This is a genomic window from Pseudoalteromonas sp. SG45-5 (assembly GCF_014164085.1).
In the GTDB taxonomy this organism is placed as follows: domain Bacteria; phylum Pseudomonadota; class Gammaproteobacteria; order Enterobacterales; family Alteromonadaceae; genus Pseudoalteromonas; species Pseudoalteromonas aliena.
Genome location: NZ_JACJEM010000007.1, coordinates 57,768 through 74,777, shown reverse-complemented (window position 1 = coordinate 74,777; position 17,010 = coordinate 57,768). Strand labels below are relative to the sequence as shown.

The following is a 17,010-nucleotide window of genomic DNA, read 5'->3' as shown; positions in this document are numbered from 1 at the left end:
TAATATGGCCCAATCAGGACTCGACCTTTTTCCGTACACTCGCATGCGCAGAATGCGCCGTAGTGATTTTTCGCGCCGCCTAATGGCCGAAAACCAACTTAGTGTTAATGATCTTATTTACCCGGTATTTGTGCTAGAGGGCAAAAATCGTCGTGAAGCAATTGAATCAATGCCAGGCATAGAACGCTTATCTATTGATTTATTACTAATAGAAGCTAAAGAGCTGGTTGAGCTTGGCGTACCTGCGGTTGCAATTTTTCCGGTTACGCCAGCAGATAAAAAATCGCTTATGGCCGAAGAAGCATACAACGATGATGGTTTGGCACAACGCACCGTTCGCGCATTAAAAGAAGCGTTCCCAGAGTTAGGTGTGATCACCGATGTAGCGCTTGATCCATTTACAACACATGGTCAGGACGGCATTATTGATGACACAGGTTACGTAATGAATGACGTAACCACTGAGATTTTAGTTAAACAAGCACTATCCCATGCCGAAGCTGGGGCCGATGTTATTGCTCCTTCAGATATGATGGACGGTCGCATTGCAGCTATTCGCGAAGCACTTGAAGCAGACGGGTTTATTCATACTCGTATTATGGCTTATTCAGCAAAATACGCGTCAAGCTACTATGGGCCGTTTAGAGATGCTGTTGGCTCGGCAGGTAACCTTAAAGGAGCCGATAAAAAAACCTACCAAATGGATCCTGCAAACTCCGACGAAGCCATTCGTGAAGTAGCTCTAGACTTACAAGAAGGTGCAGACATGGTTATGGTTAAGCCAGGTATGCCTTATTTAGATATTGTACGCCGCGTTAAAGATGAGTTTGGTGTGCCTACTTTTGCATATCAAGTGAGCGGAGAATATGCCATGCATAAAGCCGCGATTGATAACGGCTGGCTCGCTGAAGAAGCAACCATAATGGAGTCTTTACTTGCATTCAAACGTGCTGGAGCTGACGGTATTTTGACTTACTTTGCAAAGCAAGCTGCACAGTATCTAGCTAAAAAATAAATAATCAAAAGGCGGGAAACCGCCTTGTTTACATTTATTAACATTAAAGTATTATTTCTGTCACTTTTTTTCCCTAGACTGGTGTCCCATTTGGGATATTAATACACGGGAAAAACTAAATATGTTTAAAACAAAAATAACACCGCTGGCACTCGTCATCGCAAGCCTAAGCGCACCTGCCTCTGCTAATCTAATAATATCTGAGTACATTGAAGGTAGCAGTAACAACAAAGCAATAGAGCTTTATAACACATCATCAAGCGAAATTTCACTTGATGATTATACGCTCAGCTTATATTCAAATGGTAAAACAACGCTAAGCAATAAAATCAGCTTAACCGGCAACCTTGCAGCTAACAGCACTTATGTTATCGCCAATGCATCCTCTGTAACTGCACTTAAAGACAAAGCAAACATTAGTAGTGCCGTTGCTAATTTTAATGGTGATGATGCATTAGTACTTACTCAAGGCGCGACTGTTATTGATAGCTTTGGTCAACGCGGTGTTGATCCAGGTTCATTTTGGTCTGGAGGCGGAGTAAAAACACAAAATAAAACACTTCGTCGCAAAGAGAGTATATTAATTGGTCGTACCTTACCCGATTCGACCTTTGATCCAAGTGAAGAATGGATTCAGTTCAGCCAAGATGACTTTGATGGCCTAGGTATTTTTGGTAGCACAACCCCTGTAGATCCAGAGCCAGAACCGCTTGAACCATTAGTGTGTGGGGCAGATAAAACACAAATTAATGTCATTCAAGGCAATGGTGCTGCAAGTCCACTTATGGGTACTCTTGTTGAACTAGAAGGTGTTGTAACCGCAGACTTCCAAGGTGACGGTCAATTGAAAGGCTTTTTTGTAAGCTCACTTGCTGATGATATAGATGCTAACCCGCTAACTTCCGAAGGTGTATTTGTATACTTTGCAAATACTGACGTAAGTGTTGGAGACCATGTGCGCGTGCAAGGTACTGTTGAAGAGTATTTCAATGCAACACAAATTGGCAGCGTAAGCCAAGTGTCTGTTTGTGATACTGGTTTAACTGTAGCTGCGACAAAAATCACTTTACCTTTAGCCAATACAGATGATTTAGAACCATTTGAAGGCATGCTAGTTACATTAGAACAACCATTGGTGGTTACCAATAACTATGCTCTTGGGCGATATGGTGAAGTAGAAGTAGCAACAGAGCGCTTATACCAAGGTACGCAAATCGCATTACCGGGTGAAGCGGCCAATACAATTGAAGCCGCAAATTTAACTAAAAAAATCTTAATTGATGACGGTTCAACGGCTCAAAACCTAGATCCTACCGCCTACCCTGCGCCGGGTTTATCGGCAGAAAATACATTACGTACTGGTGACACGGTAAATACCATTACCGGTGCGCTGGCTTATAGCTTTAATCTTTATCGTATTCATCCAACTGTAACACCTCAGTTTATTGCAACAAATGCGCGTAAAGATGCACCAGAGCTAAGCACTGAAGCAGATCTACGTGTAGCAAGCTTTAATGTGCTTAATTACTTTAATGGCGACGGTGAAGGCCAAGGCTTCCCTACTAGTCGCGGGGCAGATTCAGAAGCAGAATTTATTCGCCAAGAAGCTAAAATTGTCAGTGCGATTAGTGCAATGCAGGCCGATGTTGTTGGCTTGATGGAAATAGAAAATGATGGCTTTGGTGAATTTAGCGCTATTGCGAGCCTAGTAAATGCGTTGAACGACGCTGATACGGCCAATCAATACGCATTTGTTAACTTTAATCTTGATAAAATTGGCACTGATGCAATTACTACCGCATTGATTTACCGCACCAATAAAGTAGAAGAAGTCGGTACCGCCGCTATTACAACTGATACACCATTTGATTTTAGTAATCGTGCTCCGATTGCGCAAAGCTTTAAATCTTTAGCAACCGACGAAGTATTTACAGTGGCTGTAGCACACTTAAAATCTAAAGGTGGTTGCGGCAGTGCCAGTGGTGCTAACGAAGATCAAAATGATGGCCAAGCTTGTTGGAATGAAATACGTACGCAAGGCGCTAATGCATACGCTGATTGGTTAAACAGCAAACCGACTGGTATTGACGACGAAGATATTATTTTAGTCGGCGACATGAATGCTTATGCGATGGAAGACCCTATACGTGCGTTTGCAGATAAAGGCTATAAAAATGTTATTTCTGAATTAGATGGCAATACGCTTGGCTATTCTTATAGCTTTTCTGGTCGTGCTGGTAGCCTTGACCATGCTGTAGCAAGTGCATCATTACTTAGTAAAGTTGTATCGGCTAAAGACTGGCATATTAATGCTGATGAGCCAATTTCGCTTGATTATAATGTTGAATTTAAAAGTGATGCTCAACAATCTAGTCTTTACTCAGAAAGTGCTTATCGCGCGTCAGATCATGACCCTGTAATTATTGATATTCGCTCTACCTCTGTTACAACTCCTGAGCCTGAGGTAATAACGGGTGAAATTAATAATATTAGCGGCTGGTTTTGGTGGAAGAGCTATACCGTTGAAATCCCAGAAGGATACGACGAGCTTACAATTAACCTTAACGGTGGCTGGGGCGACGCCAACTTATTTGCGCGACACAATAAAAAGCCAACTTACTTTAGAAATGATTGTGCTTCAATAAATAGAGGAAACACTGAAAGCTGCACATTTACCAATCCAAAAGGCGGTAAGTGGAAAGTTCGTATAAATGGACTGGCACCGTTCTGGAACGTTAAATTAAGCTACAAAGCAACAAAATACGCAGACTAGCTGACACTCGGTTCAAAGTATTTACTAAGACTTATTAGTAAATACTTTGAACTACTCATAGTCGACTTCTATAGATTGATATTATATATCGCCCCCCATAAATTATTTTTCTATCCATATACAAATGTAATTCAGACAAGCTTCAGTAAACAGCCCGTAATATCCTCATACGATTTCACAATCATCTGCTTAACCAATAAATCATTACACGAAACCAAATTAATTTTATCCAAGTGGTATACCTAACTCATTCTAGATTAGGTTATACCAATCTGCTTATATCTGGGGTCTATTTAACGTTAAGAAAATTACGCTAGAACTAGGCAAAAAAATTTTTATCTAGTTGTTCTAAATAAAAAATTTTAACGACGTTAGAGTGCAATTTAATTCGTTAAATTGCTCAAAGATCTATGCAGTTTGGTATTAACTATTGATATAGAAGGTTTTTGCATTCAGTTGTAGATCTAGTCAGTTTAAAGCAGGTAAATCAATATCAACCTAACCATAAAAATAAGTTGTTTTTATAAAGGAACGAAAATGAAACAATTAACCCATTTAATACCAACCTGGCCACTATGCTCAAAGCCACTTTTGGGTCTACTTATTATGTTTTCGACTTTGGGAAACACTCATCAAGCATTTGCTGCAACTGTTGATGCTGCAATTCCACAAAGCAGTTTATTTGATGTAATAAGCGCACGTGCAAAAAAGCTAGCCGCTGAAGAATACATTGCGCCTAAAAATATTGAGCTTGATGCACTCAATAATATTGATTACCAAGACTATCGATCTATTCGCTTTAAAAAAGATAAATCGGTATGGAAAGACGAAAGTCTATATGAAGTACAGCTATTTCACCCAGGCTTTTTATATAAAACACCTGTAACTATAAATACCGTTGATAGTGATTCTAAGCGCAACCGCTTACCTTTTAGCACTAATTTTTATCAGTACGACTCAACAGCAGCGCCTTTAAAAGACGAAATAGATAAAAGCGTCGCTAACATGCAATTAGGCCATGCCGGTTTTAGACTCCATTACCCTCTAAATACCAATGAGTACAAAGATGAGGTCATGGTATTTCAGGGCGCTTCATACTTTCGTGTTGTCGGCCCCAATCAAGTTTACGGGTTATCCGCTCGCGGTTTAGCTATTGATACCGCAGAAGCCTCAGGCGAAGAATTTCCTGTGTTTAAAGAGTTTTGGTTAGTTAAGCCAAAACCACAGCAAACAAATATTGTTATGTTTGCATTACTTGATAGCCCAACAGTATCTGGCGCATATCGATTTGATATAGACCCTAGCACTAACACAGCTGTAAAAGTTGATATGCAAATATTTGCACGTAAAGACGTTAAAAAACTGGGTGTAGCACCTCTAACAAGCATGTTTTATCACGGTGAAAACAGCACTAAGTTTTTTGATGACTACCGCCCTGAAGTTCACGACTCTGACGGCTTATTAACACAGTCTCAAGATAACAAATGGATATGGCGCCCTCTTAATAACCCAGCCCAACTCAGTGTGACTTCTTTTTCATACAACAACCCTAAAGGCTTTGGTTTAGCCCAACGCGATCGAGACTTTAATAACTATTTTGATACCGAAGCCCATTACCACGACCGCCCTAGCCTTTGGATTGAACCTGAAGGTGAATGGGGCAATGGCCGAGTAGAGCTGGTAGAAATACCTACAGATACCGAAACTAACGACAATATAGTAAGTTATTGGGTGCCTGAAAAATCATTTAAGGCGGGTGATTCATTAAAGCTCAGCTATAAAATGACAACGTTTAACGCTCAATTAAATCAGCATGAAAAAGCACGCGTCGTTCGTACTCGAATTGGTAGTGCTGCACTACCAGGCGAAGACAATCCACCGCCAAAAAGTCATCGTCAATTCACTGTCGATTTTTCAGGATCCGAGCTTAATCAATTATCTGAAAAGCTAAACGTAATAGCCGACATTCAACTAACAACTGGCGAAGTAAGCGATGTAACGGTACAAAAACTACCCGATACTTTTGGCTGGCGTGTGGCTTTTAAAATTGCACCACAGGACGGTAAGCCAGTAGATATGCGTTTATCGCTAAAACTACGTGATAAAGAAATTAGTGAGGTATGGAGTTATGTTTGGTATCCAAATGACATCAAGTAAGCAAAACCAAGGAACATCAATGCCTTTTAAAACACTTCGCGTATGGTTATTTGCCATCGCTGCTATTGGTATATCGGGTTACGGTATGTCAATCATGTTTGAAATTTTAAATTCCAACGGGATGACTTTACTCGAATATGCACTACTGGCTTTATTTTCAATTACGTTTGCGTGGATTGTAACCGCATTTTGCAGTGGTACAATTGGCTTTATATTACAGCTTTTACGCATTGATCCACTCACTCTTAGGCGTGTGAAGCCAATTGAGCCTAATAGCCAAGCGCTAGCGCAGCAAAGAACAGCCGTTGTGATGCCAATTTATAACGAGGATACTCATCGTGTTATTGCTGGCTTTGAAGTAAGCTTACAATCGCTAAAGGAGACGGGGCAACTTAATCATTTTGACTTTTATTTGCTAAGCGATACGCAAGATCCACAAATAGCTAAAAACGAACTAAGTGCATGGCATGCATTGTGTGAACGCGTAGGTGATACAGCAAAACACGTATTCTATCGTCGTCGCGAAAATAACAAACACCGCAAAGTTGGTAACCTAACCGACTTTTGTGAGCGCTGGGGAAGCCAGTACGACCATATGATTGTACTTGATGCTGATAGCGTAATGACCGGAAAATGCATGCTAGAGCTCACTACTAGTATGTTAAACAACCCTAACGTCGGTCTTATTCAAACAATTCCGATCCCCGTTCGCCAAGACACCTTTTTTGGGCGATTTTTACAATTTGCCTCCGTGCTTTACAGCCCAATGCTGGCGACAGGCTCTGCGTTTTGGCAAACCGATAAAGCAAATTACTGGGGCCATAACGCAATAATTAGAGTTGATGCATTTATTGCCTGCTGTGGCTTACCTACTTTAAAAGGTAACGCCCCATTTGGTGGTGAAATACTCAGCCATGATTTTGTTGAAGCGTCTTTGCTGCACAGTGCTAATTGGGACGTATTGCTCCTATCAGACATTGAAGGAAGTTATGAAGAAGTTCCAAGTAACATTTTAGATTATGCTGTACGCGACAGACGTTGGGTACAAGGCAATATTCAGCATCTTGGCTTATTGTCTTCGCCAAAGTTAAAGCTAATGAGTAAATTTCACTTTCTATTGGGCGCAACCGCTTATATTTCATCATTAATTTGGTTATCGATGTTAGCGCTAAGCACCATAGATGCAGTCACTCGTGCGCTAAATAGTGATGTGTATTTTAATCGCGCATACCAATTATTTCCTACGTGGCAAATCGCAAAAACCGACTTAATAGATTCGTTATTATATTTAACCATTATCATATTGTTACTCCCTAAACTAATGGGTGTGATCGTAACTCTTATACACAGGAAAAAGCGTTTTGGTGGTTCTATTAAGCTTATATTAGGCTCTTTAATAGAAACTATATTCGCAATTATCGTTGCGCCGCTTATGATGGTATTTCATGCCTACTTTGTTGTTTGCGTATTTTTAGGGAAAAAAGTGAAGTGGGATGCCCAGCCACGCGAAGGTCGAATGGTTCCATGGAAAGAAGCGTTTAGTTATACGTTATTTTCAACCATTGTGGCTATAGTATGGGGCAGCACTGCTTATTACTTCACTCCCGTATTCTTTTGGTGGCTCTCACCTATTTTACTAGGCTTGGTATTGGCGGCTCCGATTGTGCGCTATTCAAGCAGTATCAAACTAGGCGTATTCCTCAGAAAAATAGGTATATTTATTTGCCCTAGTGAAGTAGATAACGATTCAACACTAGCAGCGCTGAAGGTACACCTGAAAGAAATCTCAGTTCCGAAAGAAGGCCAATACCCAGCAATTGTGCCTGTGCTGCCAAAAGAGCACTTGGTAACAATGCCTATTCAGTGCTTTAGCAAGCCGCGTAAACTAAAGATGAAAGCGCTAAAAGCAAAGGTAATAAAAAAGTTTAACTAACACTACCCAATAAACAAAAAAGGGGCAACGTATTGCTCCTTTTTTAATGCACGATAAAATAACACCAATTCGATTAATTAAGAGAGCTATTTTGAGGTAAAAAAAATGGCCTCGATAACAAGGAAAACATTTCGTTATTTAGTGACTCAATAGCAGAAACTTTTAGCGCAGTTAGCGCCAAATTTAATCCCTCAAATTGATTAAGTAACCTGAACTCTGGATAATAAATCTATCTCGAGCAGCTATTGACGCGTAAATTCGCCTTGTTTTCACTGAAAACCTCTGGCTAGAGAAAATAAATTTAAATATCACCATAATTCAATGTGTCAGTAAATCTCTTAACCAGAGTTCAGGTTAAGTATTATTGTGAATTAGTATTAATAAAATCACTATTAATTGCAGGCAATAAAAAACCCGCAACATGTGCGGGTTTTTTAAAGAGTTAAAGTGCTAATTACTTAGCAGCTTTCTTCTCTTTTTCTGCAGCGATTACAGTTTCAGCTACGTTAGCTGGACATGCAGCGTAGTGTGAGAACTCCATAGAGAACTGACCACGACCCGATGTCATTGTACGTAGTGTACCAATGTAACCGAACATTTCTGATAACGGAACATCTGCTTTAATACGGATGCCTGTTAAACCAGCTTCTTGGTCTTTCATCATGCCACGACGACGGTTAAGGTCACCAATAACATCACCAACGTGATCTTCTGGAGTGAACACGTCAACTTTCATGATTGGTTCAAGAAGTTGTGCGCCCGCTTTAGGAATCGATTGACGGAAAGCGCCTTTAGCAGCGATTTCGAACGCGATTGCAGATGAATCCACGGCATGGAAACCACCGTCGAAAAGTTCAACTTCAACGTCAAGTACAGGGAAGCCAGCTAAAACACCTTCGCCCATCATTGACTTAAAGCCTTTCTCAACTGCAGGCCAGAATTCTTTAGGTACGTTACCACCAACAACTGATGATTTAAACGTAAAGCCTGAAGCAACTTCACCTGGCTTGATGCGGTAGTCGATTTTACCAAACTGACCAGAACCACCAGATTGTTTCTTATGCGTGTAGCTATCTTCGATTTCACGAGTGATAGTTTCACGGTAAGCAACTTGTGGTTGACCAACAATAAGGTCTACGCCGTAAGTACGCTTAAGGATATCTACTTTGATATCTAAGTGAAGCTCACCCATACCTTTAAGGATAGTTTCGCCTGAATCTTCATCAGTCTCAACTTGGAAAGATGGATCTTCTGCAACCATTTTACCGATAGCAACACCCATTTTCTCATTACCGCCTTTATCTTTAGGCTGTACAGCAATCGAGATTACTGGAGTTGGGAATACCATTGGCTCAAGTGTTACTGGGTGCTTAGGATCACATAAAGTATGACCAGTTTGCACGTTTTTCATGCCTACGATAGCAATGATGTCACCAGCTTGTGCGCTAGTTAATTCGTTACGGTCATCTGCTTGCATCTCAACCATACGGCCAACACGTTCAGTTTTACCAGTAAACGCGTTAAGGATAGTGTCACCCTTGTTTAGTTTACCTGAGTAAATACGTACGAATGTTAATGCACCAAAACGGTCATCCATTATTTTGAATGCTAACGCTTTGAAAGGTTCATCTGCAGATACGATTGCAAATTCGCCATTTTCGTTACCTTCTTCATCCATAAGAGGTTGAGGATCAACTTCTGTAGGAGACGGTAAGTAGTCAATAACAGCATCAAGAATAAGCTGCATACCTTTGTTCTTAAACGCAGAACCACAGTATGTAGGGAAGAAAGCAAGGTCACGAGTACCTTTACGGATACAACGTTTGATATCTTCTACAGAAGGTGCTTCACCTTCCATGTAAGCTTCAAGTAGTTCATCGTCTTGCTCAAGGGCAGTTTCAACAAGCATTTCATAATACTCGTCAGTTTTTTCTACCATGTCTGCAGGAACATCTGTGATTTCGTAGTTTTCAGGAAGACCAGTGTCATCCCAAACATATGCTTTTTTAGTTAAAACGTCTACAACACCAATAAACTCATCTTCAATACCAATTGGTAGAGTCATGATTAGTGGTACAGCACCAAGTACTTTACGTACTTGCTCAGTTACACGGTAAAAATCAGCACCCATACGGTCTAATTTGTTAACGAAGATAATACGTGCAACTTCTGAGTCATTAGCATAACGCCAGTTAGTTTCTGATTGTGGTTCAACACCACCAGAACCACAGAAAACACCAACACCGCCATCAAGTACTTTAAGTGAACGGTAAACTTCAACTGTGAAGTCAACGTGTCCTGGTGTATCGATAACGTTAAAACGGTGATCTTTCCAGAAACAGCTTACTGCCGCAGACTGGATAGTAATACCGCGCTCAGCTTCTTGTTCCATGAAGTCAGTAGTAGATTCACCATCATGAACCTCACCTGTTTTATGGATTTGACCAGTAAGCTTTAGGATACGCTCAGTAGTCGTGGTTTTACCCGCATCTACGTGCGCGAAAATACCAATGTTTCTGTACTTCGATAAATCTGCCATTAATTTTACTCTTAATAAAGTCGATAAATTATTCGGCAGGAGTATAACATCACTTAAAGCGAACATCACCATGCAAGCCGCTTAAAATGCAATCAATTCAAGATATTTTTTTTATGCGCAAGATCTATTTTGCATTTTAAGTTAAAAATCACATGTAACATAATGAAAACACTATTTTTTGTCGCCCTAACTTTAGGTACATAAAGTTATTTCGTTATTTTGTAACAACACACTACCATAGCTTAAACAGCTAAAATTTTAATCTATACTCAGAAATTACTAATCTTTGAAAACTAATACTTGTTTAAACTAAGAGCAATTTAATCACAGCCTATGTCACCCAACACTAAGAAAAACCAAATAGTCGCAATTTTTTTATGTTTAACATCAGCTTATAAAACAAACAAATAGATAATAAGAATTATTTGCATTTAGGTGTTGACAGTTAATTGAATCTAACTGATAATCACTATCAACAAGACGGCAAACATACTGGCTTGTAACGGAATGAATTGATTTGTTTCTCGACCCTGAAACAACGTGTGGCGCACGTTAACAGCTATGGTTACTTGTTATGAACCGCAACGCCCCTTGATGTTGATAATAAGTAACCGCCCTACTATTTTACTTGCTACATTGCTCATATCGGTGACGGTAGATATGAAACTAAAAAAGCCCTTACGGGCTTTTTTTATGTCTGTAATTTAGTTGGTTAAATTAGGGTCTGTTGATCTTTCAAGGTTAAATTTGCAGCAGTCTGTTTGGTATTTAGGCAAGGCAGAGCCTATGTAGTGTGGTTATTCCCCATAAATGGGCGATAACGTAGCATTAATGACAAACAGGCGCTGCCCAAAGGGTTCTTCCTAGGGGCTATTTACTCTTTGTTGCTCGGTTTTTACTTAGCCCACTAGGTTACAAACCTCGCGCCGCGATTAAATAGCCCCTAGTCTGAACAAATTTTAATCCGCAAAGATCAACAGACCCTAAACTAAATCAATTAACGACGATTTTTACGCGCTCGTGCTCGGCGTTGGAGTTTCTCTTCTTCTTTAGCTTGTTTTTTAGCCTCTGCTGCCGCACGTAAACCTGCAACCATTACCTCTTCTTCCTCACGCATTTGCGGAGTTTCCATAGTAATACGGCCAATAATACCGTCGCGCAGTTCGTTAATTAGGATTTCAGACATTTTGTACGTGTCGATTTGGTTTCCACCACGAATGCAACCACGCTTTTTGCCTGCCATTTCAACAAATTCCCAATCATTCTCAGGAAGCTCAGCGATTTTATAGCGCGCTTTTAAAAGCTCAGGATAAGCACGTAATAAATATTCAGCGGTATAACTTGCTACCTCTTCATACTCAAGTGCGGTATCACGAATGGCACCTGTAGCGCCTAAGCGATAACCTGAGTTTTCGTTTTCTACTTTTGGCCAAAGCATACCTGGCGTATCGTAAAGCATAATACCGTCTTCAAGCTTAATACGTTGCTGCGCTTTAGTTACCGCAGGTTCATTACCTGTTTTTGCAACTATACGTCCAGCCAGTACATTAATTAACGTAGATTTACCCACGTTAGGAATACCCATTATCATGGCTTTAATCTGTTTATCGGCACCCACTTTATGCGGCACTAACTTTTTACACAGCTCATTGATACGATGTACTTCAGCTGCTTTATCATGACCAAAAGAAATCGCTTTAACACCGTTTTCTTGCTCAAAATAGTCTTTCCAGATCTGCGTCATTTTAGGATCAGCTAAATCAGCTTTGTTCAAAATTTTGATGACCGGCTTACCTTCACGCAAGGTTGCCACCATCGGGTTTTCGCTACTATAAGGAATGCGCGCATCAAGCACTTCAATAATCACATCCATTTGCGGCATTATTTCTTTAATTTCATTGCGGGCTTTATTCATATGCCCAGGGAACCACTGTATTCCTGCTCTACTCATTTGATTTATAAACCTTTTATTTCAACCCATAACACCATGCTTTACCTAATTAAGTGCTATGCGGGGTACTGGGTGAATAATTTCGATTTATCACCTCAACTAATAGTGAGTAGTTTACTACATAATGCCATTAAACTTCTCGTATAAATAAAACCAGTAGTATATCGCAACTATATAAGTGTAATTTATGTTCATAGACAAAAATACACCCATGGTTTATATTTACGACAAATAACTTAATTTTATAAACCAAGAGGTATATATACATGTTTGCTGAACGATTTACTCGTGCCCGAAAAGCCTCAGGCCTATCAATGCAAGCGCTAGCTACCGCAGTTGGTATATCTGCTAATGCTATAAAAAAATATGAGCATGGTACTGCTATGCCCTCTTCTTCTAATTTATTAAAGCTTGCAAGCGCACTTGAAGTGCGCACTGAATACTTTTTCCGTCCTATAAAAGTAAAATTAGGAGGTGTGGAATATCGTAAGCGTGCAAGCACGCCACAGAAGATTTTAGATCGTATAAATGGTGATATTTTAGATCAGGCTGAGCGCTGGCAAGAGCTTTTAAACTTTTATCCAGATTCTATTAAACCTATCACGCCATTTTCACTACCAAGTACATTACCTGACGTGATTGATTCATATGAGCAACTAGAAGGTGTAGCCACCACAATGCGCAATGAATGGGGTTTAGGCTTAAATCCTATTCATGACATGATTGATACGCTGGAATCGAAAGGTGTAATGATCATTTGTACTGATGTAGAAACCAGTAAAAAGTTTGATGGTCTAGCGGGTAACATTAATGGGCTACCTGTTGTTGTTATCTCTACGGCACAAAGTGGCGATCGCCAACGGTTTACACTTGCTCATGAATTAGGTCACTTAGTATTACATAACCGACTTTCTGAAAACTTAGACGAAGAAAAGGCGTGTAATCACTTTGCAGGGGCTTTTTTATTACCAAGCACTAGCTTAATACAACACTTAGGTAAAAGCCGAACACAACTAGAAGCACAGGAGCTATATATGCTCAAGCATGAGTACGGTATAAGCATGCTTGCCTCTTTGTATCGTGCTTCACAGTCTGGCGTAATTTCATATCAAACCCAAAAGAATATGTTCATTTGGTTTGGTAAGCAGGGCTGGCGTACTCAGGAACCTGGCGAACCTTATCCGCATGAAGCTACTTACCTATACAAGCAGCTAGTATATCGTGCGCTAAGTGAAGAATACATTGGTATATCTAAAGCAGCAGAGCTATTAGGGGTATCACTTTCAAGCTTTCACAAAGAACGAAAGTTAGAGGTGCTTAATACAGCAGCTACTAATTAGTGATGCCAATATATTAATAGACATGGAAGAAGGGGAGCTACTAACCCAACTTTTTCAGCTACCTTACCAATTCGCCATACCTGACATCTTATTTGTTGAAGAACTTGAAGAAGAACACGCACATTTACCTGCTATGGGTTTAACTTTAGAAGAGCTATCACCTGATTCGATGATGCATGCAATGGAGTTAATTCCGCTGTATTTAAACGCCAGCCGTAACGATATATTTGCTTTGTGTTTAGCTAAGCAAAAAAACTGCCCTCTTGTAACTGGCGATATGGCTTTAAGAAAAGCTGCTGAAAAAGAAGGCATTGTTGTGCAAGGTACTATTTCATTAATAACGCAGCTTGTTAGGCAACAAATAGTAACGAAAGAAACTGCATTAAAAGCCTATGAAAAAATGAAGCTATCAGGCCGAAGGCTTCCTTGGAAGGTGGCTATAGAGCATTTAAACGCCTTATAACGCAAGTACGGCATAGAGCCAGTGCGTGTAACACTGGCTAAATTAGTTTTTAAGAAGGAAACAATATGTCACTTTATAAACAAGAATTTGGTCAAAACTTTGGCCTCGGCTGTGACTTAAAAGATCACCCTTATCTAATAGATAAAAGCTGGCACAATGATCAATGCCCTAGCTTCTACTTAAAAGTAGACGAACAGTATTATGTACTATGGGTAGATTATGCTGACATAGAGCAAAGAGAAGAAGAGACGCCTAGATATGTAATAGTTGAAGCAATCAATGAAGGAAATAATGAAGAGCCAGAGATCTATGCTGGTGATGGGGCAATCACTTTTGAGTGTGAAAATTATGCTGGTTTAAAGCTCTTTTTAGACAGCCTACTAAGTAAAAACCAAAGCCACTAAAATCAGCTTAGCGTTTGAGAATAAACTTTCTCAACCTCTTTAAATACAGATGCCTTTTCAAGATTAGACAACGTAGTGAGCTTCATTGTTTTAACTAGTGGCCGATGCGGTACAGACTCAACCAGAGAGCTAAGAGTAAGGGGTTTTCCAAGCTTAAACAAAACGCATTCTTCGGCACTAGGATTCAATTTACCCGCCTGCTCAATAGTTAAACTACTTCGCGCTACTATTTGGCAGTCAATTACTGGCCATACTTTTTTTATAGATTTAGTTCGAGAGTTAATAGCACTCGTAGAGGCAATGGCTAAATACCTAATTTCCTTTAACACATTGAGTTTTGATTTTTTTGTTGCTGAATTGAAAGTAGCTAATGGGGTGTGATACCAAGATGCTAAGCCATTTTCGAAGCGTTCAAAATAGCTTTTATCTCGCCCTGCCAACCCACCTAAAGCAGCTGTAAAAACCAAATCAGGATATAGCATCTGCTTCATACCTGCATATGGAATTCGGGCTGCTTCTTGAACATATAAACTCTCTTCTATCTCCTGAGAGTTCTTAGCATAGTCTTTATTCCCATCACCCAACTGTTTACGTAAAAATTCAGCAAGCCAATAACTACCACTTTTCCCACCAGCACTTGGCAACAATGCAAATGCACCTATACCTATTTCATGAATAGCCTCGTTATAAGGGTTACTTTGTGGGTTAGTCTCTTGTTTAAAGTAACCTGGATATAAAGCAAACGCACCAAATATGGGTCTGCTCTTGTTTATGCTGTCTGATTGGCTTTCTTTATTTATATGAATTAACGCATCCCTGTAGCGGTGCATCTGATTTATAGCATCATCAGGCACAAAGTCTGTTGTATCAATATTGTCTTCATCATAGCGGCCTTGCTTCGTTTTGATACGGTACTTGGCATCAAATATCCAAATAAATCGCTTAGAGTTGGGCTTGGGTAACGTTACTTCAAGTACAATGTCTGGGTTTTGGCTAACTAAATATGACTTAATAGGATTACCACTTTTACTAAACCATGGCTCGTGCAATAGTTTTGCTTTTAGACCATCCTCACGCTCAAATTCAAACGCGCCTGCTAAGCCGCCTTCTAATTTATACTCTAAAAAGTCGTTTAACTGTAAATTATTTAGCTTTTTTGTTTTATCTTCAAAGCGCAGTTCATTTATTAAAATATTTCGAATCTCTAAAAAGCACCACACTTCATATATTTCAGCGACAGACTTCATTGATACGCTTGATTGTTCTTCAAACACATCCAAATAGTATTTTAATTCTTGCCACACGCGATATACAGCGCTATAGCCCGTTTTTTGCTGCAAAACTAAAGATTCGCTATTAAGCCCTGTATACGTGCTTACCTCTTTAAAAAAGCTCTGATTTAGTGTTTTTTGTAAAGGTTTTTGCCACTCTTGTAATTCATTTAAAAAGCTATTTGAAAGGCGTTGCTTATCTGGTGCTTTATTTGCTTCCCTTAGTTTATTTTCAAATTTGGCAATACACTTTTTACTATTTGTAACCACCATTTTTATAAAACGGTTTTCAGGTGTATTTACACTAAGCTGTCTTTTTTCAACTTTATACCGCTTAGCGAACTGCTTACTTTTTATATCTTCTTTAACCTTTTCACTTAAACGTTGAGGTAAACGCCCTTTCAACCTATCCGCTTTTGAATATGAAACATATGACTGTAAGCGACTGTGCGGAGCTTGAGTAATAACCTTAAGGCCATCTTCAAACCGTTTGCGTAAATTATTAAAGTTAGCAAGCCACAGCAGAGGAAAGTGACCTCTTTGCTGCCCCTTAGAAGCATTCTGTTCTGTTTTTTCAAGTAAGCTAAAGCGCCATAGTGGAAATTCTTTATCAATCATTTTATACATGGCAGGTAAGTCGCTATGCATATCCATTTTTGTTGGCAGTACTTCAAAGGAAATATTACTTTTAAATACCTTTTCACCTGCAATAAACTCAAGCGGCAAACGCATCCAACCAACATCATTCCCCGTATTTAATGTACCTGTTAATCGTGCTGAAGAAGTTAAGCTCGCTCTTTTAAAGCGAAAGCTATCATTAATGCTTTGGCTACGGTGGGTTAAATAAGCACTTTCAACTTCAGAGCTAAACTCCCATTCAAATTGATATTGTGTATTTTCAAAAAAAATAGGCTCGGCAATACCTATGCTATTAGCGTGATTAGTCGCTTCATACTCTTTTTTATCTACTACTAACGTATCAACATCTAAAGAAGGGGACAGCTTAATTGCATAAGTCGATTCTTTGGCGAGTGTTTCAAGATCTGAACAAGCGATATTGCGTTTACCAAGCCACGTTTGGTAAACCTGTTTTCGTTTAAAAATATCGTTCGTCCAGATAGATAATTCAAACTGTGATGATTGCAGATATAAAAGCTCTTGCAT

Annotated in this window: 10 protein-coding genes; 7 read left to right on the top strand and 3 right to left on the bottom strand. The window is 39.6% G+C overall.

Annotated elements, in window-relative coordinates; translation table 11 throughout:
* Window positions 1–4: 4 nt before the first annotated feature.
* The 4 genes from hemB (at window position 5) to mdoH (ending at window position 7,878) form a co-directional block, all read left to right on the top strand.
* Complete coding sequence (gene hemB, locus H5119_RS03380; protein WP_182701215.1) at window positions 5–1,015, top strand: porphobilinogen synthase; 1,011 nt, start codon at window positions 5–7, stop codon at window positions 1,013–1,015.
* Window positions 1,016–1,136: 121 nt separating this feature from the next.
* Window positions 1,137–3,788, top strand: a complete 2,652-nt coding sequence (locus H5119_RS03375; protein ID WP_182701214.1) for an ExeM/NucH family extracellular endonuclease — start codon at window positions 1,137–1,139, stop codon at window positions 3,786–3,788.
* 537 nt (window positions 3,789–4,325) lie between these two features.
* Window positions 4,326–5,945 (top strand): glucan biosynthesis protein G, encoded by a 1,620-nt coding sequence (locus H5119_RS03370; RefSeq protein ID WP_182701213.1) that lies wholly within the window; start codon window positions 4,326–4,328, stop codon window positions 5,943–5,945.
* The gene (mdoH, locus tag H5119_RS03365) at window positions 5,917–7,878 is read left to right on the top strand and encodes a glucans biosynthesis glucosyltransferase MdoH (protein WP_182701212.1); all 1,962 of its coding nucleotides are present in this window, start codon (window positions 5,917–5,919) and stop codon (window positions 7,876–7,878) included. The genes H5119_RS03370 and mdoH overlap by 29 nt, the downstream gene beginning before the upstream one ends.
* Window positions 7,879–8,332: 454 nt before the next feature.
* On the opposite strand, the gene fusA is transcribed toward mdoH, so the two are convergent.
* Together fusA and ylqF are read right to left on the bottom strand one after the other, a co-directional pair.
* A complete protein-coding gene (fusA, locus tag H5119_RS03360) occupies window positions 8,333–10,417 on the bottom strand; it encodes an elongation factor G (RefSeq protein WP_182701211.1) in 2,085 nt (694 codons plus the stop codon).
* Between the two features lie 997 nt (window positions 10,418–11,414).
* Window positions 11,415–12,368: a ribosome biogenesis GTPase YlqF gene (gene ylqF / locus H5119_RS03355; RefSeq protein WP_077536439.1), complete on the bottom strand. Its 954-nt coding sequence runs from the start codon at window positions 12,366–12,368 to the stop codon at window positions 11,415–11,417.
* 266 nt (window positions 12,369–12,634) lie between these two features.
* On the opposite strand from ylqF, the gene H5119_RS03350 reads away from it, so the two are divergent.
* The 3 genes from H5119_RS03350 (at window position 12,635) to H5119_RS03340 (ending at window position 14,575) form a co-directional block, all read left to right on the top strand.
* The gene (locus H5119_RS03350; protein ID WP_182701210.1) at window positions 12,635–13,708 is read left to right on the top strand and encodes an ImmA/IrrE family metallo-endopeptidase; all 1,074 of its coding nucleotides are present in this window, start codon (window positions 12,635–12,637) and stop codon (window positions 13,706–13,708) included.
* Window positions 13,689–14,171: a PIN domain-containing protein gene (locus H5119_RS03345; RefSeq protein WP_008127170.1), complete on the top strand. Its 483-nt coding sequence runs from the start codon at window positions 13,689–13,691 to the stop codon at window positions 14,169–14,171. Before H5119_RS03350 ends, H5119_RS03345 begins: the two co-directional genes overlap by 20 nt.
* A 65-nt stretch (window positions 14,172–14,236) precedes the next feature.
* The gene (locus H5119_RS03340) at window positions 14,237–14,575 is read left to right on the top strand and encodes a hypothetical protein (RefSeq protein WP_182701209.1); all 339 of its coding nucleotides are present in this window, start codon (window positions 14,237–14,239) and stop codon (window positions 14,573–14,575) included.
* Window positions 14,576–14,577: 2 nt separating this feature from the next.
* Here H5119_RS03340 and H5119_RS03335 read toward each other — a convergent pair whose 3' ends face one another.
* Window positions 14,578–17,010, bottom strand: a complete 2,433-nt coding sequence (locus H5119_RS03335; protein ID WP_182701208.1) for a restriction endonuclease-like protein — start codon at window positions 17,008–17,010, stop codon at window positions 14,578–14,580.